Origin of the sequence: Aureimonas sp. Leaf427, assembly GCF_001425485.1 — a bacterium.
In the GTDB taxonomy this organism is placed as follows: Bacteria; Pseudomonadota; Alphaproteobacteria; order Rhizobiales; family Rhizobiaceae; genus Plantimonas.
Window position 1 is genome coordinate 298,044 of the sequence record NZ_LMQW01000034.1, and the last position, 25,495, is coordinate 323,538.

24 protein-coding genes and 2 pseudogenes are annotated in these 25,495 nt (G+C 64.3%); 6 read left to right on the top strand and 20 right to left on the bottom strand.

Features of this window, described 5'->3' with window-relative positions; all coding sequences use genetic code 11:
- Positions 1 to 8: 8 nt before the first annotated feature.
- From ASG62_RS26665 to ASG62_RS27275, 3 genes are all read right to left on the bottom strand, one after another.
- On the bottom strand, positions 9 to 248 hold the full coding sequence (locus ASG62_RS26665; RefSeq protein ID WP_156382219.1) for a hypothetical protein: 240 nt from the start codon (positions 246 to 248) through the stop codon (positions 9 to 11).
- Between the two features lie 105 nt (positions 249 to 353).
- Entirely contained in the window at positions 354 to 791 is a 438-nt protein-coding gene (locus ASG62_RS17530; RefSeq protein ID WP_056693880.1) for a hypothetical protein, read from the bottom strand.
- Positions 784 to 1,032, bottom strand: coding sequence for a helix-turn-helix transcriptional regulator (locus tag ASG62_RS27275; protein WP_056693883.1), 249 nt, complete (start codon positions 1,030 to 1,032; stop codon positions 784 to 786). Before ASG62_RS27275 ends, ASG62_RS17530 begins: the two co-directional genes overlap by 8 nt.
- Before the next feature lie 138 nt (positions 1,033 to 1,170).
- Here ASG62_RS27275 and ASG62_RS17540 point away from each other — a divergent pair, with 138 nt between their 5' ends.
- Positions 1,171 to 1,797 (top strand): DUF3800 domain-containing protein, encoded by a 627-nt coding sequence (locus tag ASG62_RS17540; protein ID WP_274532631.1) that lies wholly within the window; start codon positions 1,171 to 1,173, stop codon positions 1,795 to 1,797.
- Positions 1,798 to 2,290: 493 nt separating this feature from the next.
- Here ASG62_RS17540 and ASG62_RS17550 read toward each other — a convergent pair whose 3' ends face one another.
- From ASG62_RS17550 to ASG62_RS17560, 3 genes are all read right to left on the bottom strand, one after another.
- Positions 2,291 to 2,581: a hypothetical protein gene (locus ASG62_RS17550; RefSeq protein WP_056693890.1), complete on the bottom strand. Its 291-nt coding sequence runs from the start codon at positions 2,579 to 2,581 to the stop codon at positions 2,291 to 2,293.
- Between the two features lie 372 nt (positions 2,582 to 2,953).
- Positions 2,954 to 3,841: a hypothetical protein gene (locus ASG62_RS17555; protein WP_056693893.1), complete on the bottom strand. Its 888-nt coding sequence runs from the start codon at positions 3,839 to 3,841 to the stop codon at positions 2,954 to 2,956.
- 73 nt (positions 3,842 to 3,914) lie between these two features.
- Positions 3,915 to 4,355 carry a hypothetical protein gene (locus tag ASG62_RS17560; RefSeq protein WP_156382220.1) on the bottom strand — a complete coding sequence of 147 codons (441 nt, stop codon included), beginning with the start codon at positions 4,353 to 4,355 and terminating at the stop codon, positions 3,915 to 3,917.
- Between the two features lie 455 nt (positions 4,356 to 4,810).
- On the opposite strand from ASG62_RS17560, the gene ASG62_RS27655 reads away from it, so the two are divergent.
- Together ASG62_RS27655 and ASG62_RS25840 are read left to right on the top strand one after the other, a co-directional pair.
- Complete coding sequence (locus tag ASG62_RS27655) at positions 4,811 to 4,927, top strand: helix-turn-helix domain-containing protein (RefSeq protein ID WP_244487549.1); 117 nt, start codon at positions 4,811 to 4,813, stop codon at positions 4,925 to 4,927.
- Between the two features lie 139 nt (positions 4,928 to 5,066).
- Positions 5,067 to 5,231, top strand: a pseudogene (locus ASG62_RS25840) (GntR family transcriptional regulator); the annotation flags it as partial.
- A 101-nt stretch (positions 5,232 to 5,332) separates the two neighbouring features.
- On the opposite strand, the gene ASG62_RS17575 reads toward ASG62_RS25840, so the two are convergent.
- From ASG62_RS17575 to ASG62_RS17620, 10 genes are all read right to left on the bottom strand, one after another.
- Positions 5,333 to 6,493, bottom strand: a complete 1,161-nt coding sequence (locus ASG62_RS17575) for an adenylate/guanylate cyclase domain-containing protein (protein ID WP_056693904.1) — start codon at positions 6,491 to 6,493, stop codon at positions 5,333 to 5,335.
- A 103-nt stretch (positions 6,494 to 6,596) separates the two neighbouring features.
- Positions 6,597 to 8,288 carry an aconitase X gene (locus ASG62_RS17580; protein WP_056693907.1) on the bottom strand — a complete coding sequence of 564 codons (1,692 nt, stop codon included), beginning with the start codon at positions 8,286 to 8,288 and terminating at the stop codon, positions 6,597 to 6,599.
- A 1-nt stretch (position 8,289) separates the two neighbouring features.
- Positions 8,290 to 8,973: a DUF4405 domain-containing protein gene (locus tag ASG62_RS17585; RefSeq protein ID WP_056693910.1), complete on the bottom strand. Its 684-nt coding sequence runs from the start codon at positions 8,971 to 8,973 to the stop codon at positions 8,290 to 8,292.
- Complete coding sequence (locus tag ASG62_RS17590; protein WP_056693911.1) at positions 8,970 to 9,437, bottom strand: cytochrome P460 family protein; 468 nt, start codon at positions 9,435 to 9,437, stop codon at positions 8,970 to 8,972. Before ASG62_RS17590 ends, ASG62_RS17585 begins: the two co-directional genes overlap by 4 nt.
- 42 nt (positions 9,438 to 9,479) lie before the next feature.
- Positions 9,480 to 10,622 (bottom strand): NADH-dependent flavin oxidoreductase, encoded by a 1,143-nt coding sequence (locus tag ASG62_RS17595; RefSeq protein WP_244487546.1) that lies wholly within the window; start codon positions 10,620 to 10,622, stop codon positions 9,480 to 9,482.
- A gap of 88 nt (positions 10,623 to 10,710) precedes the next feature.
- Complete coding sequence (locus ASG62_RS17600; protein ID WP_056693914.1) at positions 10,711 to 11,547, bottom strand: SDR family NAD(P)-dependent oxidoreductase; 837 nt, start codon at positions 11,545 to 11,547, stop codon at positions 10,711 to 10,713.
- Between the two features lie 123 nt (positions 11,548 to 11,670).
- Positions 11,671 to 12,729, bottom strand: a complete 1,059-nt coding sequence (locus ASG62_RS17605) for an aldo/keto reductase (RefSeq protein WP_056693917.1) — start codon at positions 12,727 to 12,729, stop codon at positions 11,671 to 11,673.
- Between the two features lie 102 nt (positions 12,730 to 12,831).
- Positions 12,832 to 15,216, bottom strand: coding sequence for a xanthine dehydrogenase family protein molybdopterin-binding subunit (locus ASG62_RS17610; protein WP_082537146.1), 2,385 nt, complete (start codon positions 15,214 to 15,216; stop codon positions 12,832 to 12,834).
- Entirely contained in the window at positions 15,213 to 16,205 is a 993-nt protein-coding gene (locus ASG62_RS17615) for an FAD binding domain-containing protein (protein WP_056693920.1), read from the bottom strand. Before ASG62_RS17615 ends, ASG62_RS17610 begins: the two co-directional genes overlap by 4 nt.
- Positions 16,202 to 16,699, bottom strand: coding sequence for a (2Fe-2S)-binding protein (locus tag ASG62_RS17620; RefSeq protein WP_056693924.1), 498 nt, complete (start codon positions 16,697 to 16,699; stop codon positions 16,202 to 16,204). The genes ASG62_RS17615 and ASG62_RS17620 overlap by 4 nt, the downstream gene beginning before the upstream one ends.
- 199 nt (positions 16,700 to 16,898) lie before the next feature.
- On the opposite strand from ASG62_RS17620, the gene ASG62_RS17625 reads away from it, so the two are divergent.
- The 3 genes from ASG62_RS17625 (at position 16,899) to ASG62_RS17635 (ending at position 22,612) form a co-directional block, all read left to right on the top strand.
- The gene (locus ASG62_RS17625) at positions 16,899 to 17,792 is read left to right on the top strand and encodes a LysR family transcriptional regulator (RefSeq protein WP_056693927.1); all 894 of its coding nucleotides are present in this window, start codon (positions 16,899 to 16,901) and stop codon (positions 17,790 to 17,792) included.
- 441 nt (positions 17,793 to 18,233) lie between these two features.
- Complete coding sequence (locus ASG62_RS17630) at positions 18,234 to 19,433, top strand: efflux RND transporter periplasmic adaptor subunit (protein WP_244487547.1); 1,200 nt, start codon at positions 18,234 to 18,236, stop codon at positions 19,431 to 19,433.
- On the top strand, positions 19,430 to 22,612 hold the full coding sequence (locus ASG62_RS17635; RefSeq protein WP_056693929.1) for an efflux RND transporter permease subunit: 3,183 nt from the start codon (positions 19,430 to 19,432) through the stop codon (positions 22,610 to 22,612). The genes ASG62_RS17630 and ASG62_RS17635 overlap by 4 nt, the downstream gene beginning before the upstream one ends.
- Positions 22,613 to 22,761: 149 nt before the next feature.
- Here ASG62_RS17635 and ASG62_RS25845 read toward each other — a convergent pair whose 3' ends face one another.
- The 4 genes and pseudogenes from ASG62_RS25845 to ASG62_RS17650 all read right to left on the bottom strand — a co-directional run bounded on the left by ASG62_RS25845 (position 22,762) and on the right by ASG62_RS17650 (position 25,437).
- Positions 22,762 to 22,908 carry an EAL domain-containing protein gene (locus ASG62_RS25845; RefSeq protein WP_082537147.1) on the bottom strand — a complete coding sequence of 49 codons (147 nt, stop codon included), beginning with the start codon at positions 22,906 to 22,908 and terminating at the stop codon, positions 22,762 to 22,764.
- A 258-nt stretch (positions 22,909 to 23,166) separates the two neighbouring features.
- Positions 23,167 to 23,607 carry a BLUF domain-containing protein gene (locus tag ASG62_RS17640; protein WP_056693932.1) on the bottom strand — a complete coding sequence of 147 codons (441 nt, stop codon included), beginning with the start codon at positions 23,605 to 23,607 and terminating at the stop codon, positions 23,167 to 23,169.
- Positions 23,607 to 24,098 (bottom strand): annotated as a pseudogene (locus ASG62_RS17645) (EAL domain-containing protein); the annotation flags it as partial. The pseudogene ASG62_RS17645 and the gene ASG62_RS17640, both read right to left, overlap by 1 nt.
- A 139-nt stretch (positions 24,099 to 24,237) precedes the next feature.
- Complete coding sequence (locus ASG62_RS17650) at positions 24,238 to 25,437, bottom strand: IS256 family transposase (protein WP_056698570.1); 1,200 nt, start codon at positions 25,435 to 25,437, stop codon at positions 24,238 to 24,240.
- Between the last annotated feature and the right edge of the window lie 58 nt (positions 25,438 to 25,495).

Consider the following 25,495-nt stretch of genomic DNA (forward strand, 5'->3'; position numbering starts at 1 on the left):
GAGAACAATCAGGGGGTGAGGGCACCGAGGTGGCCACGGTCGTAGCCGTAGCTGGTGCTCGCGTTCTGAACCGCGAGAGCCCTCCGGAGCCGCTCGACTTCGTCCGTCGCGTCGAAATACGCTGTCAGAAGCGCGGCGATCGTCGCCCGGTCGTCGCCGCCGTGCATTTCGAGCGCGTGTTGGACTGGATCGACGTCGCCGTTCGCAGGCGCCGGTTTGCGTGGTAGGGGCGGGGTAGCATCGGTCATGGGTCACTCCATGGGTGGTGCGAGGCCCGAGAATGGTGTTCGCGCACCGGTCTCGGGCCGGCTCAAGAAAGCGGGATGAAATGGAAAGCTCTCGTGAGAGCGTTCCTATGGACGCCGTCCGACGTTGATCTTCCGCGTCATCTGATCGAAGACGAACGGCGTTTCGGCGGGCGCTAGCGCGAGGTCTCGCTCGTAGACGTCAAGGGCATGGCGAGCCGCTTCGACGGGGTGCGAGGCGACCCAGAGGGTGTGACCCCACAGGTCGACCCGCCCGCCGCGCCAGATGTTCTCGCACTCGACCTGGATCTCGGTGTCGTCGTCGATCCAAATCCCAAAATGGCAGCAACCCTCGTACCGGACCAGCGGCCCGTCAGGGGCGAAGCGGAGCGAGTAGGACTGGCTCGTGGGGCTCCAGTAGACGTCGTGGAGGCCATCGGCGGCGGCGAGGTGCCGACCGATCTCCCGTCCGAGTTTGCCCCCGAGATCGCCGCTCTCGACGTCGACGAAGAAGGCGGTGGGTGGGACGTCCTGGCGGTCACTCATCGATAGCCTTAAGTTGACGTTCGATCTCGTCGGCGCTCGCGGTGGCGTCCGAGGCCGATTTCCTCAGGATGATCGCGAGGTCGCGAAGGGCCCCGACGGGCACCTCGCTGGACCCTGACGCCCATCTCTGGGCCGTCCTGATCGAGACGCCCAGGTGTCGGGCAAGGTCGCTCTGCCAACGAGCGCCGAAGGCGGTCTCGGCCGCTCGGGCAAGCAGGTCTCGGCGCTCGTCGTTCGTCATGTCGCTTCCTTTTCAGCCGGGTCGCCTCGCAAGGCGGACACGAGTTCGGGAGTTGCCGGCAAGCGGGATCCGGACGTGCAGTAGCCGCAGAAGGGAACGAACCTCTTCACCGCTAAATCGATCGAGAAATACCCGAAAATTCGCGACTCGATGTTTCGTATGATGAGCGAAATCAGACGCCGCGAGGGGCATATCTTCTATTACGGTCGCGAGAAAATCCGAGCCAACGAGGATTTGAACGCCAACGGTCTCTATACGACCGTTTTCTCTCACGCGATCCGTAGGATCGATGATTATTGCGAGCGTGCTGGAGAGAATTTCGTAATCGTGCTCGACGAGAATTCGGTACGAAAGGAATTACTCGTCACGGCGGCGAAGACGATGTTCGGCAGCAATCCCGCAAGACGGATGATCAGCCCTCCATTCGAGGTCGAGAGGCATCTCAACCAGAATATCCAGGCTGCCGATTGGATCGCAACGATCACCGGACGATTGTGGAGCCATCGTCTGGATCCCGTGGGTTTCGAAAATTACGAACCATACCAGCGATATTTCTGGACGAGACTGCATAGCATGACGGAGCACAGCACAGTCATGAAGCGCACGGAGAAGAAGCCGGAACCGACCCATAAACCGGAGCGAACCGTAGAGGTCGGCGCTCTGGGACACTTGATCAAGGAAGCTCAGGATCGTCATCTTATTGCAACGGTGACTACGAAGATCACAGAGGAGGTTTCGATTGAGATCAAGCCGGATGAATGCTGAAGCCAACGAGCTGTACGTAAACGTAGATCTGCTCGTCGACTAATAAGGAACCTTTCTGGTGTCCTATTCCAAGGATCATCCCGATTCGAAAGCCATTCATGAAACCGTTCCTAGCCTTCGTGCTCCTGATTTCGTCGGCGCTACCTGCCGTCGCCGAAGACTGCAATATCTACGCTCAGGTGGACCAGCCTGTAGATTCGAGCACCATAAGCCTGGTTCGAGATGACAACGGGGTCATCACCGAATTCCTCCTGAAGGAGGGCGCCGGGGAAACGCGGTACAAGGTATTCCGTCCGAATCCGATACGTCCGGAACTGGCAGCGGTTCCTGCCCAGTCGCCTGACGATGAACCGCTCCTCTTCGTCAAGACTCCAATCTCAGTGCAACTAGCGTCGAGAACTTTCGATCTTCGCTGTGGAGGGTAGCCCGGTAGCCGAACCGTGCCTTGTCGGCGGCATTCCAAATCGGTTTCGCTGTCGATCGGTACCGAGTCTTAGTTCCACATACCCTTGGATAGGCAGGTCTTCACCACGCCGTCGACGATCGGGTACCTGAACTCACCGGCGATGATCGCCCGCGCGCCCATTGAGACGAGACGATGGACGCGGGGAGGGCAGATCGCCGCCTTCGCTTCGTAGACCGTCAGGCCGAGTTGCCGGCAACCGTACCGGGCCAACTTCACCTGATCGGCGGATTTGAAATAGTCGACGAGAGGTTCGGCGAACCCGTAGAGGGCGCCGAGGACGCCGCTCGTCGCGAGAAGGGCGGCCGTGACCGTGCCCATATTGTCAGTCGCCTTCTTGAGCAGCGTGGGCGGACGCACCGGCGGCTCGACAGGCGGTGTTGATGCCGCGCTTATTTTTCTTCGGTCCCCTATGGAACCGACCACACGCCCCCGCATCACGATCGACCCCGTTTAAAATCATTTCGTTCCGAGTGCCGGTCTGGAACACTCCAGGCCGGCGTCTTCGCATCGTGATCAGGTGCCGCTCCGGCGTTACTCTCTGCCCGCCGGTCACCTGTTGTCGGCGAGAGTAACGGTCAGCCTCTTGGCGCTCCGTCTCCCGCGACGATCTCAATCGCCGACGGTTCGCGATCGAGCGTCGCAAAGGCGTCATCGACCTCCACCCGAGGCGGCCGAGGCATCAGAGCCGGCTCAATCGCTCATCAGCGACTTGAACGTGAGCTTCGAGTTGCCTCCGGACTTCGAGTAGCCAACGACCTCACAACCCTCTTTCGCACGCTTGGGAGCCGCCCCGGTCAGGACGAGGTCCTGGTTCTCCGTCCAGTATCCGGTCACCTTGTAGGGCGCCGGCGCGCATCCCTTTTTGAACGTGAACGCAGTGCCCGAGGCTTTCATTGATCGCCATGGCAGCTTTCCGCGGAACAGAACCTGGCCGGACCTCACCGTCCCTGAGATCGATGACTTTGGGTCATCGTAGGCGATCACGCCGCGATCCCGGTCGATCCGCATCTGCGACCCGTTGTGATCGTATGCATTTCCGGACAGCGAAGAGAGGGAAACGGCTGTCGCCGGATCGACGGCGGCCTCGTTGGAAGATGCCATCGATTTGGACGACGTTTTGGCGACGGCTGCCACGCCTGCGGGGCAGAGCCTCGCGTAGTTGATGATGAGACCCTTGCCACGGCCGGCGCGTGAGGAACCCTCAATCTCGCCATTCGAATCTCGGAACCGGATTTCACCCGGCTCGGCGACGCCGATGCCATGCTCGCCAGCCAACCAAATGCCGTCGGTGGTGAAAATCTTACCGTCTATGTCGACGATCTTACCAGCCAAGCAATCCGCACTCGAGGTCAGCCGCTCGCCGAGCTTGCCACCTGGAATTTCGCCGTCCGACTTGCACTGCGCGTTCTTGGCCTCGTCTACGACATAGCCATTACACCAGCGGTCGACATCGCCCTTCGTGAATTCGGCAACCGCCTTTGCCGCCTCTGTCCCCGCGCCGGTGAGCAAGACCTTCGTCGTGCTGGCGCACTGCGCGCAGACCGCGAGGCCTGATCCAGGCTCGGCGGCGACGGACACTCCTGCGCTCGTCGTAACGAGGGCCACTAGAAGCGAAGAGAGTATAACTGGACGACCGATTCTCATTGGTCGATCAGACGTGCAGGGGACGCGAGAGCGCCTTGACGGACCTGCTCACCGCGAGGACGAGCGCAATGATGCCGAACACGAGACCCCACGACCACATGACGTTGTTGAGGAGGAGGTAGTCGCCGTTCCTGACCGTGCCGAACGCTCGCATCTCCGCGAGGATCTCGGCGATGCCGGCGTAGGTGAAGTAGGCGAGGATGGCCGCGACCGCGCCGATCGCGATATCGACCTGCCTCGTGAACCTCGCGACCGCGGGGAAAGCCGGCATCGCCGCAGCGGCAACGCATGCCAGCGCGAAAAGAAGGGTGACGCTCGCGAACGGCGCGAAGTCCTGGAGCCATAAGGTCCTGAAATCAACGAGGACAGGTGCGGTGACGACAGGCAGTGCCGTCGCGCCGATTGCCAAGCCCGCCATGGCGAGCCGCTGCTTGAAGTCCTTCGCCACACGGGCTCCGGAAAGCATGCTCAGATAGTTCACGTGCGGTTCAATGTTAGACATGCGTTTCTCCTAATCAAGGTCACTTTTTCCTGTTTAGTTACAGGATAATTGCTTCGGTGAGTCCGCAAATCGGCTACCGGCCTGACATAATAACTTTATTTTTCTTTATTCCCTCGCGCCGTAACTACCTGATCCTATGTTGGCACTGTAATGATCGGGCGCCGAGTTGAGTGGAATTGATAAGAATATTCATGTGCGACGGCCTCGCGAGGTCGCTGTGATGCTTAAAGGCATCATCTTAATGATACTTAAAAACCGTCGCCTTAAATGCATCTATCCGCTGATTGGGAGAAGTGAAGCGGAATCATCCAGGCATCCTTCGGCGCATTATCGCCACGAATATTCGGAAGCTGAGAACCGAGAAGGGACTCAGTCAACAGGCGCTCGCGCTGGAGATCGATATGGACCGAACGTACGTCGGCGGCGTTGAGCGAGGCGAGCGCAATCTTTCGATCGACAATCTCGAGCGCATTGCAGCCGGCCTTCAGATCGAACCTTGGAAGCTTTTGATCGGATAGCGTGGGCATCATGTATGCTCGTCTTGCACCGAAGGGCGGATGCTTCACACGCTAGCGGTAATGCGAGCCGGCAATGAAAATCGGCCATCCGTATGGCCATTCTTGATGGTTATGGTTGTCGACGGCCTCGTCACCGCCGTGCGGCGCCGACCACCGCATGATCGTCGCAGCTTTGAAGTCTAAGGCCGCCCGTTTGGCGCAGAAACTAATGGACCTCCACCTCGCGGACATCGAAAACCGCGTCCGTCTGAACGAAGGCCATAGCGACCGCCATGCCTTCATGGTGGTGCTGGAAAACTTCTCCGGAGGCGCAGGCAAGCACTCGGAAGCGACGTGTCGTTCTGGCGCGAATGGGTGGATTACGGAAGGTCCGCTTGTGGATGCGTAGAGGCGTGAAGCGGACATTCAGCTTCTGGGTTCGAACACCCGTTGAGGAAGGACAACGTCTCGAAGCTCATGGAAGCCAAGGTCGATCAACGGTGTCTCAAGTTCGGTGGTGACGGCATCCGAGACGAGCACGGAACGCTCCAGGCGCTTCGCCAGGTGCAAGAGGCGGCTTGCGCGGTTCACCGCCGGGCCGATGACAGTGAAGTCCATGCGGTGGGCCGCGCCGACATTGCCGTAGGCGACCTCGCCGACATCCAGCACCAAGGCATGCGCGACGGACGGTTCACCGTGGGAACGACGTCGCACGTTGGCAGCGTCGGTTCTCCGGCTGAAGTCCACGGCCGCTGCCATGGCTCGTCGGCATGCCGTCCGGCGATCCTGATCGATGGAGGTCGGGAAGATCGCGAGCACCGCATCACCCATGAACTTCAGGATCTCGCCCCCATGGGCATCGATGACTTCGCCGACGATATCGAACCACTCGTTCAAGGTGGCGAGAACCTCGCTGGTGGGGCGCGTCTCCGAGAGGGCCGTGAACCCACGAAGATCGGCGAACCAGATGGCCGCCTCGATCTGCTCGACGGCGCCGCGTTCCACGCGACCCTCAAGGATCCGACGTCCCGTATGGGGTCCGACATAGGTGTCGAGAAGATCCATTGAGATGCGCCGCAGGACGCGCCGTTCCAGGTAGGGGCTGAGCAGACGGGACGCGAACTCGAGCTCCGCCAGAACCGCATCGTCGAAACCGTTCGGCTCGCTGGTGGCGAAGGAGATCACGGCCGTCCGGGTTCGATCGAGGAACGGCAGCGGGAACATGACGTAGTCAGTCATTCCGCCAAGCCGCAGTTCGTCGAGCAGCGGCAGATGGGGGCTGGGCTTGTCGAGCCGCCGGCGGAACGGGCGTTCGGTCTCGTCGACGATGCGCGTCGGGCTATGAAGGTAGGACTGAGAGGTCGGCGCCGTTGCCCGGTCCGTCTCACGTGACGAGATCGCTTCGCGGGTCCAGACATGCTGCCACCCGCTTACCTCGGGATGCAGACCCTCTAGGCCGAGGGAGACCCGGTGGATGGGAGCGCCCTCGCGGACCATCTCGTGACAGAAGGCAGCGAACAGCGCCGCGACGCTTTCGTGCGGCGCATCGAGCGCCAGCCATCTCGGCATGTCCCTCAGACTGTCCATCTTGGCCTCCTCGACGTGCCCGGTCGACCCTCACGAACTCGGCAGACGGGGCGGGGTCCGTTCCATAGGCCAAGCCGGCGAGGCATCCCTGTCGCGACCTTGGTCAGGAGAGCCACGTTGGTAGATGGGCAGGGGCTCGCCCCGTAACGAGCGCTTCGGCGCAGTCCGAAAGGGTGCCCAGCCGAACCGCGCAGCCCGACAGACCGGGTCCGTAATGGGCGTACTTGCCCGAATTGGTGATCACCGTTTTCGCGTCAGTGGGAAACACCGGACGCGAGATCGAGCACCAGCAGAGATCCGCGATCATCTCGACGCCGGAGACCGCGAGCCGCGAACGCGTGCCGTCGGCTTCGGCGGCGGCAAGGACCTGACGACCCGCCGTGACGATCGCGGCGACGCGCGGATCCCGGCTTCGGCCTCCGAGCGCGTCCGCGAGTGCTCTACACTCGTCCAGCGAGGCGTGGGGACTGCCGATCGCGACGAGGTCCACCTCTTCCGGTCCTTCGTTCAGCCGCCGCCATCCGGCGGCGAGATCGACGAGCGTGATGACGGCGTGGGCCGCGTCGGGCAGGGCCGCGCCCGCCGCTTCGGGCGTCACGCCCTCGACGTGCAGCATCGGCGCCGCCGACGTCGTACCGAAAGCCGCGCAGAGCGCCTTTAGATCGTCTCGGCTCGGGTTGCCCGCGGAAAGGTCGCGCAGGAGCGGCACCCGGTCACGGGCGGCATGGCCGGCCAGATAGCCGATCAGCGGCCACACCGCCGCGTCCGCACCGTCCGGCCAGTGGACGTCGATCACCAGACGGGCACGACGTTCCGCGTCCAGGAACGCGCCCGCAAGGGGTGCGCGTCCGGTGATGGCGATGCAGAGGTCGAGGAAATCTGGGTGCTTGGCGGTGCGCGCGCCGAGGACGCTGTTCGCGAAGATGACGGCGTTGGATTCCGACCAGCCGATGGCTTCCCCTTCGGTCGGGGCATCGTCGAGGAGGTAGGGTGCGCAGGTGAAGGTCGGCTGGCACCCCATCCGGACGTAGGAGTCTGCAAGCGCCGCTGCCGGGGCGCCAAAAGCCGGTGGCACGCCCTGCCGTTCCCAATGCCCGCGGTCGACGGAAATGGCGTTCATCGTCGTCGGCACGCCGACGCGTGCGCCCATGGCCTCCATGGTCTCGGCGAAGACGAGGTTGGCCGGGCCGGCATAGATGCAGCCGTCGATATGGGCGCGGGTCACGTCGGTGAGTTCCGCCGCGCCCTGCTGGCGCCCCATGGCGACGAGGATGCGCATGGCTTGGGCGGCAGCCTTGCCCTTCTCCCCCGCCAGCATGGCTCGGTCGTCCCCGGAAAGGGCGAGCGACGTGAGAGGGGCGGAAACGACCGGGATCTCGGTTCCGCCCGCAAGGATCGCCTGCGGCGTGATCCGCGCGAAGGCGCTCGACGCGAGGGTCTCGAAGGCGGCTTGGGGCAGACGCAGGACGGGAAGCGTGTGGCCGAACATCTCCACCGCCACGAGGGCGCCCAGCGTCGCGACGTCCTCGGGCTCCGAGAAGATGAGGGCTGCCGGGGCTCGACCCGCGAGCGCCAGCTCGAGGACGACACCCGAACCCGAACAGGATCCACGGCTCGTCGGGACCACCACGACGGCGCCGGCAAGTTCGGCGCCGTGCTGCGGATGGCGCACGTCGATGATGCGTCCCGTCGAAGGATCCACGCCGCCCCAGAAGCTCAAAGCCTCGGACAGGGCGACCACGGGGCCCTCCGCGCAGCCGGACAGGATCGAGAGGGCTTCTTGGGCATGGCTCATGTCATCGGTCCGAACCTCGGCGTCGCCTTGTGGCGATCTTCCAGGCGTAATGGGCAATGCAGGCCAGAAGACCGACAACGGCGACGTGACGCAACAGGACGATCGACGACGGGGTCCCGAAGTCGCCGAACCCCGTCGGGGTCTCCATCAGGAGCTTGGAGGGAATATCCATCGCAGGCAGGCTCCACACCCCACAGGCGGCGATCACAATCGCGACCCCGGCCAAGCCAACCGATCGCACCCGGTTGTCGGTGGTGATGCCGGCAAGCCGGCGTGCGGCCGTCATGACCATCGACCAATGAAGGCCGAGGTGAACCGCGGCGACGAGGAGCACGAGGTACGCCGCCATCGTGTGGAGCTGGCGCGCGGTGAACGTCGTGGCGATCGGCAGGAACGCGAACACGCTCTGGCTGATGACGACGCTGGTCACGAGCAGGCCCATCATCGTCGCCAGGAGCGAGAGGTTGATCGTCCGAGTGACGATCCCCCGCGCCCCGGGGCGCCGTTTGGCAAGCGTGCCGTACCAGCGCCATTTGAAGACGTTGTGGAGCACCAAGAGTGCGAACATCGCGGTCCCGGCGACCTCGTGGGCGACGTTCCCGAGCCACGAGTAGGCCATGGCTGCCACCAGCAGGGTGACCGCCACGAGGTCCAGCACCAGTCGCAGGACGAAGATCGGCGTCACGGGACGTAGGACAGCATGCGCTCGGTCGTGAACATGTAGTCGTTGGACGCCTTCGATGAGTGGCAGGACTGGCACTGCTCCGCGATCGCGGTCCGCTGGACCGTCTTGTCCGGCCCGAACTGCTGGAAGTGCCAGTCGCCCGTCCGGGTCTCCTCGGGGAAGTCGAGGCCCCAGCCCTCGCCCTTTTCCATCACGAAGTAGCTGGTCAACGCGCCACCGTTGTAGATCTCGAGCACGAGGCTCGTGCCGGGCGGCAGCGGCTGTCCAGCCTTGGCGATCGCGATCGTCTCCGGTAGGGCGTAAGCTAGTTCGCCGCCTGAGCCCCGTCGGTAGTCGCCGTACATCACCATCCGGTCGAAGCTGGCCGGGAAAGTCGCTCGGTTCGCCTGGGCGAAGGCGACGCCCGGCACGGTGAGTGTCGCGATCACGGCCGTGGTCGACACCAAGCGGTGGACGAATGTCATATCGTGAGTCCTCGGCTTCTAGGATGCGGGGATGATCCGACTTCAGGCCGCCTTGCGGACCTCGAACCACCCAGGGGTCTCCTCGATCACCGTCCATAGCTTGGCCGGGATCGCGAGACGCTCGACATCGGTGGCCGCGATGGACTGTGCGAACGCCTCCGAACGTCCACGTGCGGCCAGCTCGACCCAGGCAGGATTCAGGACGAGACCCTGACCGACCGCGACGAGAGGGAGGCCGCTGTGGATCGCTTGCTCAGCCTGCATCGGTGTCCGGATCGATCCAGCCGCGATCATCGGGATGCGGTCTTGGAGAAAGTGGACCAAGAGCTCGAGCACCGTCGGCCCGTCAGACTGACCGATCGGCCTGATGTCGAGAGCGCTCCACAACGAGGCGTGCAGGTAGTCCACCCCTGCATCGATCAGGCGGTCGATCAGCTCGAACGAGTCCTTCATGCGCAGACCGCCTTCGTTCTGCTCCTCCGGGGAGATCCGGTACCCGAGCAGGAAGGGACGGTCGGCCAAGGTCTCGATCGCCGCACGCACTGCTTCGACGACGTCGAGCGGGAAGCCCATGCGGTTGGCAAGCAACCCGCCCCAGCGGTCGTCGCGTCGATTGGAGTGCGGCGACAGGAACTGCTGGATCAGGAAGCCATGGGCGCCGTGCAACTCGACGCCGTCGAACCCGGCAAGGATCGCCCGGCGGGTCGCTTGCCCGAAGGCATCGATCGTCTCCACGATCTCGGCCTCGGTCATCGCCCGCGGCGCGAGCGGCTCGTTGAAGGGGCCGGGGTCGCTCGGCACCGTGCTGGCGGACACCATGTCGGACGTCAGGGCCGCAAGCGTCTTCGAACCCGCGTGGAAGATCTGGAGGATGGCCGGCGCGCCGCCGCTCTTGGCGGCGACGGCCAGTCTCGTCAGGCTCGGGATGAAGCTGTCGTCATCGGCGGCGAACTCGCCCGTGAAGCCGACTCCGTTCGCCTGGACGTGTGTGCAGCCCGTGATCACCAGGCCGACGCCGTCGACGCGCTTGCGGTAGTAGGCGACTTCGGCGTCCGATACCGTGCCGTCGTCGTTGGCGGACCACGTAGTCATGGGCGCCATCACGACTCGGTTGCGCAGGACGAGGCCCTGGCCGAGATCGAACGGCTGGAAGAGTTTGCTCTGTGTCATGTTCGAGGTGTCCATTGGCGTCGTCCTGTCGGACCGTGTCACGGGGGTGAGACCCGGCGGGGCTCGGAAGGGGAGCACGCGATCAGGGGTGTGGGAGCAGGCTTTAGCGAACCCCGTCTGTCGAGCGCGACAGCGCGATGCTGGCGTCGATCGCCTTCGACCGCGCTTCCGCGACTGGGCGCAGCATCTCGACGGCATCGCTTCCGGCCGCGAACAGCTTGGGTGGCGACTCCATGGCGACGATCGCGAGAAGCGCCTCGCCGAGCTTCAGGGGATCGCCGAGCTGGGTGCCGTCGTAGGCGGCGTAGGCGTCGCGAGCGGACCCCTGTGCGACGTAATCCTCGATCGTCGTCTCGACCACGGCGGCGTTCTGCTGGTTGAGGAAGCTGGTGCGGAAGAAGCCGGGCTCGACGACGGTCAGCTTGATGCCAAAACGCTCGACCTCGGCCCCGACGGCCTGCGACAGGCCTTCCACCGCGAACTTGCTGGCGCTGTAGGCCGAGCAATGGTTCATACCGATGGCGCCGGCCACCGAGCTGATGTTGATGACATGGCCAGAGCGCTGCTGGCGCAGGAACGGCAGCGCCGCATGCAAGACGTGAACGACGCCGAAGAAGTTCGTGGCGAGCTGGGCCTGGATGTCGCCCGTGCTGAGATCCTCGAAGTTGCCGAGGACGCAATAGCCGGCATTGTTCACAACGACGTCGATCCGCCCGAAGCGCTCCACTGCCGTCGCGACGGCGGCGGCGGCCTTCGCCTCGTCGGTGACGTCGAATTCAATGAGCGCGAGGGCGTCGCTCTCGCCATGGGGAAACGCGGCCCGCAGCTTCTCCAGGCTCCTTCCGGTCGCCACGACCCGCTCGCCCGCCTGCAAGGCGGCCGTCACGATGCCGGCTCCGATGCCACTGTTGGCGCCGGTCACGAACCAAACCTTGCTCATGGTCACTCCTCGGACTGCGTCCGCTGGTAGGGGATGATGGGGACGGCCGATGGCCGTTGCCTCGGCCCGACCCGTCCGCGACAGATCGGGTCGAATGGCTGTCGCTGGGCGACAGGGCCGTGGTCAGGCGGGGAGCTCACGCAGTGCCTGCGCGCTGGAGTCGATGTAGCGGACGCGCTGAAGGACGCCGAAGGGTCCGTACGGGTAGTCGTCAGGCGTCGGGGCGCTGACGGCATCCAGCGTGGCGGTTGCCGCGGCCTCGAGGTAGAGATCCGCCGCGGCGATGTTGTCGGTCAGTTGCGCCATCGTTCGCGCGCCGATGATGGTGGACGTCACGGCCGGGCGGTTCGCGACCCAGCTCAACGAGACCTGAGCCGGGGTCGCACCGATCTCGCCGGCGATCGCCTGGACCGCCTCGATCGTGTTCCAGTTCCGCTCCGAGCCGAACAGGTCCTTCTCGATATGCTGGTTCATCGGGTTGTCGGACCCGAGCCGGGCGTCGGAGCCCGGTCCCGCCCCACGCTCAAACTTTCCGCTCAGAAACCCCGCGGCGAGCGGCGACCATGGCAGGAGGCCGATGCCGTTGTGAACGGCGGCGGGCACGACCTCGTACTCGATCTCGCGGTAGGCTAGGCTGTACTGCTGCTGGAGCGTGATCGGCACCTGAAGGCCCATTGCACGTGCGGTCGAGAGCAAAAGCTGAAGCTGCCAGCCCGTGACGTTCGACAGGCCGACATAGTGGATCTTGCCCGCCCGCACGGCGGCATCGAGGAAGGTCAGGGTCTCCTCAACTGGCGTCTGCGGATCCCATCCATGCATCTGGTAGAGATCGATCGCCTCGACGCCGAGCCGGCGGAGCGAGATGTCGAGGGCGCGATGGAGATGCCGGCGGGACGTGCCGACATCGTTGGCGTCGGGTCCGGTACCGAACCGGGCCTTGGTCGCGATGACAACCTTGTCGACGGCGGCACCCGAACGACTGGCACGCCAGCGCCCGAGCAGCTCCTCCGATGCGCCACCGCCGTAGACGTCGGCCGTGTCCAGCATGTTGCCGCCAGCCTCGAGGAAGGCGTCGATGATCGCGAAGGCTTCGGCCTCCGGGGTCTCCTTGCCGAAGCCCATCGTTCCGAGGGTCAGGTTCGCAACGGACAGGCCGGAGTTTCCGAGTTTACGGTACTTCATGGTCGAATGTCCTTTCAGTTGGGGCCCCGGCGCCGACGAGGGCATCGCATGCAGGGAACCCCATGTCGGCGACCCGCGCGCGCTGTCGCCGTCCAGCGGTGCCTAAATCAGCCGCTCGATGGTGATGGGCAGGGTGCGGATCCGCTTGCCCGTCGCGTGGAACACGGCGTTGCCGACCGCCGGCGCCACGCCAATCATGCCGAGCTCGCCCACAGCCTTGCCGCCGAGAACGCTGGCGTCGTAGTCGGGCTCGCCGACGCTGATCGCCTGGATGTCCGGAATGTCCGCGTTCACCGCCACCGCGTAGTCGGCGAGGTTGGCGTTGGTGACGCGCCCGTCGCGGGGATCGAACTGGCCTTCCTCGAGAAGCGCCTGGCTGAGGCCCATGATCATGCCGCCGATCCACTGGCTCTCGGCCAGCTTGGGATTGTAGATGCGGCCGCTGTCGAAGGCCCCGACCATGCGCTTCACGCGCACGGTGCCGAAGTCCTCGTCGACGCGAACCTCCACGAAGTGCACGCCCCAAGCATGGGCGGAGCGGCCGCTGGACGTTGGCAAACGCATCTGGGTGAAGCTGCGGCCTGTCGCGTCCCGATCGGCTGCGGACGTACCGGGATCGTAGGTGTTGCCCTCGACCTCAAGGCGTTCGCGGCCCATTGCCTTCATGAGGTCGGCAAGGGCGATCCCGCCCGTCGGACGTCGCGAGGGGCGGACCAGCCCGTTCTCGATCAGGAGGTCGTTGGCGCGCGCATCGCGAAGCGGGGAGTTCGCCTCGCCAACCGCGAGCGCCAGGATCTGCTCGCGCATCGCCAGGGCCGTCCTGTGCACGGCGCCCGTCTGGTTGCCTGCCAGTTGCGAACCGCCGGCGAGCGCCGCCCGCGGGAAGATGGTGTCGCCGAGAGAGACCCGGACCCGTTCGACAGGAACGCCAAGAGCTTCGGCCGCTGTCTGGGCGAGGATCGTGTAGGTCCCCGTGCCGATGTCGACAGCGGCGCTCAGCACCTCGATGCTGCCGTCGTCGTGCAGCACCATCTTCGCCTCGCTCGGCGTGCGCAGAACCGGATAGGTGCCAGCCCCCATGCCCCAGCCGATCAGCTCGCGTCCCTCACGCATCGAGCGCGGCTCGAGGCTTCGCGCCGACCAGCCGAAGGCTTCTGCCCCGGCGGCATAGGCCTCGCGCAGCCGACGGGTTGACCAAGGAATGCGATGCTGGGGATCCTCGTCGGCCCAGTTGAGCAGGCGAAACTCGAGCGGATCCATCTTCAGCTTGTAGGCCAGCTCGTCCATCGCCGTCTCGAGGGCGTAGGCGCTGCACGTCTCGTTGGGGCCGCGCATCCATCCCGGATTGACCGTGTTCGTCGGGATGATCGAATGCCAGGAGCGCAGGTTCGGCGTCGCGTACATGATGTTGGTGACGGCGTTCGTCTGCTCGAAGGCAAGATCGTCGATTGCCGTCTCGTTCCAGCCTTCATGCACGATCGAGACGAGCTTGCCGTCCTCGGTCGCGCCAAGGGACAGCTTCTGGTGCGTACGCGGACGCCCGCCATAGCCCGTGAAGGTCTGGGGCCGGGTCAGCGATAGCTTCACGGGGCGACCGAGCTCGCGTGAGGCCGCGCAGGCAAGCGACACATGCGGATGGGGGCCGACCTTGCAGCCGAACCCGCCGCCGGTGAAGGGCGAGATCAGGCGCACCTTCTCGAAGTCGATGCCCATCGTCTCTGAGAGCACCTGCCGACCGCCGCTCGGCCATTGGCTGGGCTCCCAGACGGTCAGTTGCCCGTCGACGAAGGAGGCGATGCAGGCATGCGGCTCCATCGGCGCGTTATAGTTGCGCGGCGTGGTGTAGATGGCCTCGACGGTCACCGGCGCCGAGGCGAGCGCGGCGGGCGCATCGCCCCATTCGCCGTTCATGGTCTCCAGCGGCGGGGGGACGGCGACGCTTTCGGCATCGATGATGCCGTCGCGGCGTTCGTATTCCACCTCCACCAACCTCGCGGCCTCGGTGGCCTCCTCGAACGTTTCGGCGACGACGAGCGCGATGTGCTGCCCGTTCCAGCGCACGATGTCGTCCTGAAGCGCCACGAACCTTTCGGTCGCCGCGCCGCCCTCGAAGAAGGCTTTGGGGACGTTGATCTTGATCCCGCTCTCATGCGTGTAGACGGCAACGACCCCCTGCGAGGCTTCGGCCGCGGCGGTATCGATCGAGACGATCCGCCCGGCGGCGATCGTCGAGGTCACGGTAACGGCGTAGGCAAGGTTCTCCTGTGGATGCTCGATGGCGTAGGGCGCGCGGCCCGTCACCTTCAGCGGTCCGTCGGCCCGCGACATGGGCGTGCCGATCGCGCCGACCTTGGCCGGGGACACGGGCGTCTGGGCCGCGGCGCCGCCAGCCAGGAGGCTCGTTCCGGCAGAGGCGGCCGCGGCCGCGGCGAGCGAGCCTTTCATCACCGTGCGACGGTCAACCTTCGTCTCGAGAGCGGAGCTCATGCGATGCCTCCTGCGGTCATGAGGGCGCGGGCGACGACCCGGGGGGCAAGCTCGACCTTGAACCTGTTGTGCTCTCGGGGCTCGGCGCCCTCGACGGCCATCGCGGCGGCGGCGCGAAGGCTGGCTTCGTCGAGTGGATGTCCGACGAGGGCGGCTTCCACCGCACGGGCCCGCCAGGGCTTGGTTGCGACGCCGCCAAGGGCGACGCGTGCCTCGCGAATGGTACGGCCGTCCTCCTCGAGGTCGAGGCCAACGGCGGCGCTGGCCGCCGCGAACTCGTAGGAGGCACGATCGCGGGCCTTGAGATAATGCGAACGCCGCAGCGCCGCGGTCACAGGGATATCGATCCCGACGATCATCTCGCCCGCGGCGAGGTCGTGCTCGAGGTCGGGCCGGTCGCCCGGCAGACGGTAGAAAGCCTCGACCGGGACGGAACGCTCCACGTCGCCACGAATGCGCACGGTCGCATCGAAGGCGACGAGCGCGACCGCGAGGTCGCCGGGATAGGTCGCGATGCAGGCCTCGCTGGCCCCGAGGATGGCGTGGTTGCGGTTGAGGCCGTCCAACGCGGCACATCCCGAACCGGGAACGCGCTTGTTGCAGTTCGCGTAGCCGGCGGGGTCGCGGAAGTAGGTGCAACGGGTCCGTTGCATCAGGTTTCCGCCGATCGAGGCCATGTTGCGGAGCTGTGCCGATGCCGCGCGCCAAAGGCTCTCCGAGATCACGGGGGCGACCGTCCGGATGTCCTCGTGATCGGCCACAGTGGCCATCTTGGCGAGGCTACCGACACGGATCGCACGGTCGTCGACGGTCACGTCACCAAGTCCCTGAAGGTGGCTGATGTCCACTACGCGGGCGGGCAGTTCGACGCCGCACTTCATGAGATCGAGGAGCGTCGTGCCGCCGGCGAGGAACCGCGTCTCGCCCGTCGCACCCTCGCGGATGGCGGCGGGGACGTCGGAGGGTCGGATGTAGTCGAACGATCTCATAGCGAGGCTCCCCGGCTGTTGGCGAGGCGACCGGCCGCGTCGCGCACGGCGGCAACGATGTGGGGATAGGCCCCGCAACGGCAGATGTTGCCGCTCATGTATTCGCGGATCTCATCGTCGGACCCGGCGTGGCCCTCGTTGATGCAGGCCACCGCCGACATGATCTGCCCCGGCGTGCAGTAGCCGCACTGGAAGGCGTCGTGCTCGACGAAGGCCGCCTGGACGGCGTGAAGCGTTCCGTCGGCGGCCGCCAAGCCCTCGATCGTCGTGACGAAGCGTCCCTCCACCTGCGCGGCCAGCGTCAGGCAGCCGAGGACCCGCTGGCCATCGACATGGACGGTGCAGGCGCCGCACTGGCCCTGGTCGCATCCCTTCTTCGACCCGGGAAGCCCGGCGTGCTCGCGCAAGGCATCCAGAAGGGTCGTGCGGGGATCGAGCACCAGGTCGTGGTCGCGATCGTTGATGCGCAGTCGTAGGGCTCGTCCATCTGCCATGGGGATCTCCGTGATACAGGCGCACGCCTGGTTGGCGAGAGGCGCAAGCGCATGTCGTTCGCAGCGCTCGAAGCAGCCCCGGGCGTGACGGAGGTCCGTCGACTCTGCCAAGGGCGGTCAGCTTGCCCAGAAGATGGCGTACTCGACGACTTATGATTAGAGACCCATATTCGCATGAGCTTAGAAGCGGGATTTCTGAATGCGTCGGGAGAACGTCAACGACCTCATCGCCTTCGTCGAGGTCGCGCGGGAGCGAAGCTTTACGAAAGCCGCAGCCAAGCTCGGCGTCTCCCAGTCTGCCCTGAGCTATACGGTCCGCACGCTGGAAGCCCGGCTCGGAATCCAGCTTCTCACCCGGACGACGCGCAGCATGTCGCTGACGGACGCAGGGGCTCGCCTGTTCGACAGCATCCAGCCCCGGCTGGACGAGATCGACCGGGAGGTGACAGCGATATCGGGGCTCCGCGACAAGCCGGCCGGAACCGTCCGCATCACATCGGTTGAGCATGCAGCCGAGACGCTTCTCTGGCCGAAGCTCGCGCCGCTCCTGCGGGCCAATCCCGACGTGAACGTCGAGATCATCAACGACTACCGCCTCGTCGACATCGCGGCCGACCGCTTCGACGGCGGCGTCCGGTTCGGCGGGCACGTCGACAAGGATATGATTGCTGTGCGGCTCAGTTCCGGCTTTCGAACGGCGATCGTGGCGTCGCCGTCCTACCTGGAGACCCGTCGGCCGCCGAAGGTACCTCAGGATCTCGTCGACCACGACTGCATCGGGCTGAGGCTACCCACCCATGGCGGCCTATACGCCTGGGACTTTCGTAAGGGTGTGCAGACACTCGAGGTCCGGATCCATGGCCGTGTCGTCTTCAACAGCGTTCCCATGATGCGGCAGGCCGCAGTCGACGGAATGGGGCTGGCCTACATGCCGGAAGACTACGTGGAGGACCACCTTCGAGACGGTAGACTCATCAGGGTCCTGGAGGATTGGTGCCCGCCCATGCCTGGCTACCACCTCTACTACACGAGCCGACGCCAGCCATCGCCGGCCTTCGCTCTCGTGATCGAGGCGCTGCGCTTTCGCTTCTGACCCGACATGTGACCGTGAAAGTCCGCTACTGGGTCCGCGAAACCTTCTGGGCTACGTCAAAGTTGGGTCGAAATCTGAACGGCAGCTTCCGGACGGCAGCTTTTTCTGCTGTTTGAGACTGGACTAGGCGTCTTCCAGACCATCCACTCTGCGCGTATTACGCCCTAGGACGTGACGAAGTCCTGTTTGCCCGCCATCCACGCCCACTCTGCGGATACGCGGCTTACCGTCACAGTTTGTGAGTTTAAGCGTAAAATGTCTGGCGCAGGGCGGTTGCGCCGCAACATGTGATCGGCACCCGTCTGTCCGTGGCTCTTCAAAGTTTTACCTTGCGCTGTAGAGGAGCTCGGAACGACTGAGACCTGCGTTCGCTTGAGCGCGGACCCCAGGAAACCAACCGTGTTTCTGTTTGATCTCTCGATGACGAGCAGGACACTGTCCATGATGCATTTCGCCGGAAGTTTCAGCTCGACGTCCGCTGCAAAGATCCCGGCAATCCTCGGGCTGCTGTTCTTCCTCGCAGGGTGCAGCTCGGAAGCCGAAGAGGCGAAGACCTCGCCCAAACCGCCGACCGAAGTCGGGATTATCGTCACAAAGACGGAGGATGTCTCGCTCATCACCGAGCTGGCCGGTCGGACGGCGGCCTACGAGGCATCCGAGGTTCGCCCGCAGGTTTCCGGCGTCGTTCAAGAGCGTCTCTTCACGGAGGGAGCCACCGTTCAAAAGGGTGATGTCCTCTACCAGATCGATTCCAGCCTGTTCGAGGCTGCGGTCGCTGAGGCCAGGGCGAACGTCGCGAGTGCGAAGGCCACCGACGAGAATGCCCGCGGTCAGGCGGATCGCTTGCGGCCGCTGGTCCAGAAAGGCGTCGTCAGCGAGCAGGCCTTCACCAACGCCGCCGCGGCGGCGAACACTGCCGCCGCGGCCGTCGCACAGTCGGAGGCACAGCTCCAAACTGCTGAGATCAATCTCCGCTTCAGCCGGGTCGCAGCACCGATCGCCGGGAGGATCGGCCGCTCGGTGGTAACCACGGGCGCGCTGGTCTCGGCCGCTCAGACCGAGTCTTTGACGACCATCCAACGGCTTGATCCGATCTTCGTCGACATCCAGCAGTCATCGACGTCGCTGCTGAAGCTGCGAGGCGCCTTGGCGTCGAGCAAGCTTGAGTCCAACACCGCCGAGGTGCGGCTGAAGCTCGAAGACGGCAGCGACTATCCGCTGGCTGGCACGCTGAAGTTCACCGAGGTGACGGTCAGTCCCGACACCGGGTCGGTGACACTTCGGGCGGAGTTCCCCAATCCCGACGGGCTGCTTCTGCCGGGTATGTACGTACGAGCCCAACTCTCGCAGGCCCAGGCCCGGGATGCAATCCTGGTGCCGCAGCAGGGCGTAACCCGCAATCCGCGGGGGGAGGCGACCGCTCTCCTCGTCGATGCCGACTACAAGGTCGAGCAGCGTCGCATCGAGGTCGGACGCGCGGTCGGCGATCGCTGGCTGGTGACCGGCGGCCTTGCGGCCGGCGACCGAGTGATTGTCGAGGGCGTCAGCAAGGTAAAGCCCGGTGCAGTGGTCCGCCCCGTGGAGGCCGATCTCGGCGGGACTGAAACGGACGACGCGGTAAAGCCGGTGGCCTCACTATGATCAGCCGGATCTTCGTCGACCGCCCGATCTTTGCTTGGGTCATCGCCATCGTAATCATGCTCGGCGGTGCCGGTTCGATCTGGCTTTTGCCGATCGAGCAGTATCCCGACGTCGCTCCGCCGCAGATCAACATTCGGGCAACCTATCCCGGCGCCTCCGCGGCGACGCTGGAATCCAGCGTGACGCAGGTGATCGAACAGCAGCTCACCGGCCTTGATGGGTTGATCTACTTCATATCGACCTCGTCGGCCGAAGGGACGGTGACGATCGCGGTCACCTTCGACAAGGGCGCAGATCCTGACATCGCTCAGGTGCAGGTCCAGAACAAGGTGCAGCAGGCCCTGTCGCGCTTGCCGCAACAGGTGCAGCAGCAAGGCCTCACCGTCACGAAGTCGAACAGCGACTTCCTACTGGTGGCCTCCATATACGACGAGAGCGACCGCGCCACCGACAGCGACATCTCGGACTACATCGGCTCCAATCTTCAAGAGCGCATCGGCCGGCTTCCGGGCGTGGGCGACACCAACCTCTTCGGCGCCCAGTACGCGATGCGGATCTGGCTCGATCCCGGGCGGCTCTACTCCTATGGCCTGATGCCGTCGGATGTGATTTCGGCGATCGAGGCGCAGAACGCCCAGGTCGCGGCCGGACAGATCGGCGCTCAACCATCGCCCGCCGACCAGATGCTGAACGCCGTGGTTACCGCCCGCTCGAGGCTGACGACACCGGAAGAGTTCCGCAGGATCATCGTCCGCAGCGAGAGCAGCGGCGCCCGTGTCGTCCTCGGCGACGTAGCCCGCGTCGAGCTGGGGAAGGAGAGCTATACCCGGTTCACCCGGTTCAATCGCCATCCCGCCTCTGGACTTGCGGTCCAGCTTGCCCCGGGAGCAGACGCGCTGGAAACGGCCGAGCTGGTGAAGGGCTTGGTCGAGCAGCAGGCTCAGTCGATGCCGGATGGCTACAAGGTCACCTTTCCACGCGACAGCACCGACTTCATCCGCTTGTCCATCGACGAGGTGGTGAAGACGCTGATCGAGGCAATCATCCTGGTCGTCGTCGTGATGTTCGTCTTTCTCCAGAACTGGCGGGCGACGCTGATCCCGACGATCGCGGTGCCAGTGGTGGTGCTCGGCACCTTCGGCGTACTGGCGCTCTGCGGCTATTCGATTAACACGCTGACGCTGTTCGGCATGATCCTGTCGATTGGCCTTCTCGTCGACGATGCCATCGTCGTGGTCGAGAACGTCGAGCGGGTCATGGAAGAGGATCCCGACATCTCGCCACGGGACGCGACACTGAAGTCGATGAGCGAGATTCAGACCGCCCTGATCGCGATCGCCTTGGTCCTGTCGGCGGTGTTCCTCCCGATGGCCTTCTTCGGCGGCTCGACCGGCGTCATCTACCGACAGTTCTCGGTGACGATCATCTCGGCGATGGTCCTGTCCGTCGTCGTCGCTCTCGTGCTGACGCCGGCGTTGACTGCCAGTATGCTGAAGCGGCGGACGGAGCCCCGGCGAAGGCGGGGCATCGGTGCCCTCGTCGGCCGCTTCGGCGACGGCTTCAACCGCGGCTACGACCGCCTGCTCGGTGGCTACGTCGCTGGCGTGAAGGGCGCGATCCATCGCGCATGGCTGTCGCTGATCGTCTTTGCCGGCATCGTCGCCGGGCTCGTCTTCCTCTTCCTGCAACTGCCGGGCGGCTTTCTACCGGTCGAGGACCAGGGATACGGCATTGTTCAATACACGTTGCCGCCGGGAGCCACCCTACCCAGGACGGTCGCTGCGGCCGAGGCGATCGAAGATCACTTCCTTGAAGCCGAGGGATCTAATGTCGCCGGCCTCTTCACCATTTCCGGCTTCCGTTTCACGGGATCGGGCCAGAACGTCGGCCAGGGCTTCGTCCAGCTCAAGCCCTGGGACGAGCGAGTGGGCGAGAAGAATGGCGCCGCCGCGATCGTCGCGCGTGCCAGCAGCACGCTGGGTTCGGGCCTTCGCGATACGCAGTTCTTCGCCCTTACCCCTCCCTCGGTGCAGGGCCTCGGCCAATCCAACGGCTTCACCATGCAACTCCTGAACAACGGCGAGCTGAGCCGGGAGGAGTTCAAGACGCGACGTGACCAGTTGCTCGCAGCGGCAACGGCAGATCCGTCGCTGACGCGGGTACGGCCGAGCGGTCTCGAGGACGTGCCGACCCTTCAGATCAAGATCGATGACGAGAAGGTTGGTGCCCTCGGGATCAGCTCATCCGATGTTGACGCGACCCTGAGCACGGCTTGGGGTGGCTCCTACGTCAACGACTTCGTAGATCGCGGCCGGGTGAAACGCGTCTACGTGCAGGGCGATGCCGGCGACCGGGGCGCCGTCGAGGACATCGACAACTGGTTCGTTCGCACGGGCAGCGGCGGGATGGCACCGTTCTCCGCCTTTGCCTCCGCCACCTGGTCGCAGGCTCCGACGACGCTGACGCGGTTCAGCGGCCTGCCATCCTACGAGATCCAAGGCCAGCCGTCCCCGGGCTTCAGCTCGGGTCAGGCGATGGAGACGATGGCGCAGCTTGCCGCAGACCTCCCGGGGACGTCCGTGGCCTGGAGCGGGCTGTCCTATCAAGAGCGGCTCTCCGCCGGGCAGGCACCGCTGCTCTACGGCCTTTCGCTGCTCGTGATCTTCCTGTGCCTCGCGGCACTTTACGAAAGCTGGTCCATCCCGTTCTCGGTGATGCTGGTGATCCCGCTTGGGCTTGTCGGCGCGGTGATCGCGGTGACCTTGCGAGGTCTCGAGAACGATGTCTACTTCCAGATCGGGTTGCTCACGACCATGGGCCTGTCGGCGAAGAATGCGATCCTGATCGTCAAATTTGCGGAACAGGCCGAACGGTCGGGCAAGAAGCCGTTCGACGCCGCGGTCGAGGCGGCTCGGCTTCGGCTGCGGCCGATCCTGATGACAAGCCTTGCCTTTATCTTCGGCGTGTTGCCACTGGCCATCTCGACGGGCGCTGGTGCCCAGAGCCGCATTGCCATCGGTACGGCTGTCATCGGCGGCATGTTGACCGCGACGGTACTGGCGATCTTCTTCGTGCCGCTGTTCTTCGTGGTCGTGCGATGGTTGTTCCGGAAGCGGCATGATGGATCGCTGGAGTCTGTCGGCGACAGTTCTGTCGCCGAGGCAGCGCCGGCGGAGTAATGGCTAACGGCAACCGATGACTGGACCGCGGGAAGCCGCTTCGCTGGGCGCGGTGGAGGCCATCCCGATCGAGATCGACACGTTCGCCCTTCGGTCGCGTCCCAAGGGATCGGGATGGGGCAACGAGCAGTGGCTTGTCTTTATGCAGGTCAAAGCATCGCTTTGACGGCTGGTGCCTTCCCGCAGTCGACAGGGCCCGGGCGCCCAAACAAGTAGCCCTGTGCCTGATAACATCCTTGATCCTTGAGCCACTGGAGCTGTTCTTCCGTTTCCACACCCTCCGCGGTGATTGTCATCCCGAGCGCTGGTCCATCCGCATTCGTCACGAAGAGAGTGGAACGACGTATCACAATGCGGCTTCAAGCCAGCAAAGAGATGCGAAAACCATGTCCGCTCGAAGGCAGTCGGATCTACGTGTTTTACGGCGTTGAAGGGTCGTTATCTGCCGAAAGCGGCCGGTCTGCTTAGCGGGAGCTGAAGGCGAACAGCGGACGTTCCATACGCGACTCTTCGAAGACGCTGAAAATCGTATCAGCCAATCTAAAAGCGGGTTTCTATGCCGCCGCTTCCTCCTCGATCGTCAGGTCGCGCAGAAGCATATGGATCTGGTCACCGCTCAGGCGGGAAGGGTCGAACCCGCTAGCCCTGCCGATGTCGGCGAAGCGCTCTGCATCGAAGTCCGATGTGCCGACGAAGCCCATCGCCCAGTTCGGAAAGCTGCGATGGCTGATCGGATCAAGCGCCAGGAGCGCGACGTCGCCATGCCGGTCGTCCTGTTGAATGCGCTCGAAGGCAGCCTCAATGTTCTCGAGCGGACCCTCTAGGACCTGTGCGAAGCAACCGGCGTTGAACAGGAGTGCCCCAGTGATTTGATCGCGAACGTTGTTGGTTCGACTCTTGGCCAGGATGTCATCGACGTTCGCACCGAACACACCATCGTCGCAGGAGATGTGGTTGCGGCTGTAATACACAAGCCGGTGCAGGATCTGGGTCATCAGGACTCTCTCTTCCAATCTAAATTCGATCTTTGCAGGAAGTCTACGACAAGGTTCGCGGCCATAGGGCGCCCCGTCAGGTAGCCTTGAACATGCGTGCAGCGCTCGTCCCGAATCCGCGCGAGTTGCTCGGCTGTCTCGACACCTTCGGCTGTGATCGCCATACCGAGGCTCGCGCCCAGACCTGCGACGGCTCGCAGGATTGCCTCGCTGTCAGCATTCGCATTGGCGACGAACGATCGGTCGATCTTGATCTTGTTGAACGGAAACTTCTGAAGGTAGCTGAGGGACGAGTAGCCTGTCCCGAAGTCGTCCATTGATATTTGCACACCGATGTCGCGAAGGGCGACAAGCGTCTTCAGGACATTGTCGGTGTCGTCGAGCAGAGCGCCCTCTGTGATCTCGATCTCGAGACGATGGGCGGGCAGGTCGGACTTCTCCAGCGCCGAGGCGACCATCTCGAGCAGCGTGTCGGCCTTGAATTGGAGTGGCGGGGACTGTCAGGAGTTCTGTGCGGGAGGCCGTTTTCGTCAGAGGACGAAGCGGTCTGCAAAGACGACAGCGAACTGCGTCTTGGCCTCTATCCACTCGCCGGGACTGTCAGGAGTTCTGTGCGGGAGGCCGTTTTCGTCAGAGGACGAAGCGGTCTGCAAAGACGACAGCGAACTGCGTCTTGGCCTCTATCCACTCGCGCGGAGGACGTTTCCATTCCTCGGCCGCGTGGTTGAGGACGAGGTATAGCAGCTTCATGGCCGCATCGTCATTGGGGAAGTGGCCCCGTGTTCGAACGGCCCGTCGCAGCTTGGAATTCAGCGCCTCAATGGCGTTCGTGGTGTAGATGATCCGGCGCACGCTTTCGGGATAGGCGAAGAAGGGCACGACCTGGGCCCAGTTCCGCCGCCAGCTCAGCGCGATCGCCGGGTAGCGCCGTCCCCAGTCGCCGGTCTCGAACGCCTCCAGGGCCTTGATGCCGGCTTCTGCGTCCCGAGCCCGGTAGATAGCCCGCAGCGCCGGCACCACGGCCTTGCGGTCCTTCCAGGAGACGAACTCCAGGGAATGGCGGATGAGGTGAACGATGCAGGTCTGCACGACCGTCTCGGGGAACGCAGCGTTGATCGCTTCGGGAAAGCCCTTCAGCCCGTCGACCACGGCAATCAGGATGTCGGTGACGCCGCGCGTCTTCAGCTCGTTCATGACGCGCAGCCAGAACTTGGCGCCTTCCGTTTGCTCGATCCAGATGCCTAGGATCTCCTTGGTTCCGTCCGGCAGGATGCCGAGCGCAATGTAGACCGCCTTGTTGCGGACGAACCCCTCGTCCCGAATCTTCACGCGAATGGCGTCGAAGAAGACAAGCGGATAGCAGGCGTCGAGCGGACGGTTCTGCCATTCGGCCACCTCGTCCAGCACCGCGTCCGTGACCGTCGAGATGAGGTCGGGCGAGACGTCGATGCCGTAGAGATCCTCCAGATGACCGCGGATCTCGCGGACCGTCATCCCGCGGGCGTACATCGAGATGATCTTGGCATCGAAGTCCGGGAAACGGCGCTGATACCGAGCGATGAGCTGCGGATCGAAGGTGCCGGCCCGGTCCCGCGGAATGGCCAGGTCGATCTTCGAGGTGCCTGTTAGCATCGTCTTCCTCGACGAGCCGTTGCGCCGGTTCGGCTTGGCGTCGGCTCGGTCCCCTTCAAGATGCTCGTCGAGCTCGGCATTCAGGATGCGCTCCGACAGCGCCTTCTTCAGATCGTCGAAAAGCCCGTCACGGGCAAAAACGTCCTGAGGGTCGCGTCCCGCCAGAAGCTGGTCCAAAAGCTCTTTGTCGATAGCCATGCGATGGTCCTTTCCTTTCCATCATCATGACCTCCCGCACAGAACTCCTGACAGTCCC

Bases quoted from the DNA above. Each gene is read 5' to 3' on its own strand.
- ASG62_RS26665 (WP_156382219.1), bottom strand. From the start codon at position 248: ATGACCGATGCTACCCCGCCCCTACCACGCAAACCGGCGCCTGCGAAC.
- ASG62_RS17530 (WP_056693880.1), bottom strand. From the start codon at position 791: ATGAGTGACCGCCAGGACGTCCCACCCACCGCCTTCTTCGTCGACGTC.
- ASG62_RS27275 (WP_056693883.1), bottom strand. From the start codon at position 1,032: ATGACGAACGACGAGCGCCGAGACCTGCTTGCCCGAGCGGCCGAGACC.
- ASG62_RS17550 (WP_056693890.1), bottom strand. From the start codon at position 2,581: ATGGGCACGGTCACGGCCGCCCTTCTCGCGACGAGCGGCGTCCTCGGC.
- ASG62_RS27655 (WP_244487549.1), top strand. From the start codon at position 4,811: ATGGACCGAACGTACGTCGGCGGCGTTGAGCGAGGCGAGCGCAATCTT.
- ASG62_RS17575 (WP_056693904.1), bottom strand. From the start codon at position 6,493: ATGGACAGTCTGAGGGACATGCCGAGATGGCTGGCGCTCGATGCGCCG.
- ASG62_RS17580 (WP_056693907.1), bottom strand. From the start codon at position 8,288: ATGAGCCATGCCCAAGAAGCCCTCTCGATCCTGTCCGGCTGCGCGGAG.
- ASG62_RS17590 (WP_056693911.1), bottom strand. From the start codon at position 9,437: ATGACATTCGTCCACCGCTTGGTGTCGACCACGGCCGTGATCGCGACA.
- ASG62_RS17595 (WP_244487546.1), bottom strand. From the start codon at position 10,622: ATGGACACCTCGAACATGACACAGAGCAAACTCTTCCAGCCGTTCGAT.
- ASG62_RS17600 (WP_056693914.1), bottom strand. From the start codon at position 11,547: ATGAGCAAGGTTTGGTTCGTGACCGGCGCCAACAGTGGCATCGGAGCC.
- ASG62_RS17605 (WP_056693917.1), bottom strand. From the start codon at position 12,729: ATGAAGTACCGTAAACTCGGAAACTCCGGCCTGTCCGTTGCGAACCTG.
- ASG62_RS17610 (WP_082537146.1), bottom strand. From the start codon at position 15,216: ATGAGCTCCGCTCTCGAGACGAAGGTTGACCGTCGCACGGTGATGAAA.
- ASG62_RS17615 (WP_056693920.1), bottom strand. From the start codon at position 16,205: ATGAGATCGTTCGACTACATCCGACCCTCCGACGTCCCCGCCGCCATC.
- ASG62_RS17620 (WP_056693924.1), bottom strand. From the start codon at position 16,699: ATGGCAGATGGACGAGCCCTACGACTGCGCATCAACGATCGCGACCAC.
- ASG62_RS17625 (WP_056693927.1), top strand. From the start codon at position 16,899: ATGCGTCGGGAGAACGTCAACGACCTCATCGCCTTCGTCGAGGTCGCG.
- ASG62_RS17630 (WP_244487547.1), top strand. From the start codon at position 18,234: ATGATGCATTTCGCCGGAAGTTTCAGCTCGACGTCCGCTGCAAAGATC.
- ASG62_RS17635 (WP_056693929.1), top strand. From the start codon at position 19,430: ATGATCAGCCGGATCTTCGTCGACCGCCCGATCTTTGCTTGGGTCATC.
- ASG62_RS25845 (WP_082537147.1), bottom strand. From the start codon at position 22,908: ATGACAATCACCGCGGAGGGTGTGGAAACGGAAGAACAGCTCCAGTGG.
- ASG62_RS17640 (WP_056693932.1), bottom strand. From the start codon at position 23,607: ATGACCCAGATCCTGCACCGGCTTGTGTATTACAGCCGCAACCACATC.
- ASG62_RS17650 (WP_056698570.1), bottom strand. From the start codon at position 25,437: ATGGCTATCGACAAAGAGCTTTTGGACCAGCTTCTGGCGGGACGCGAC.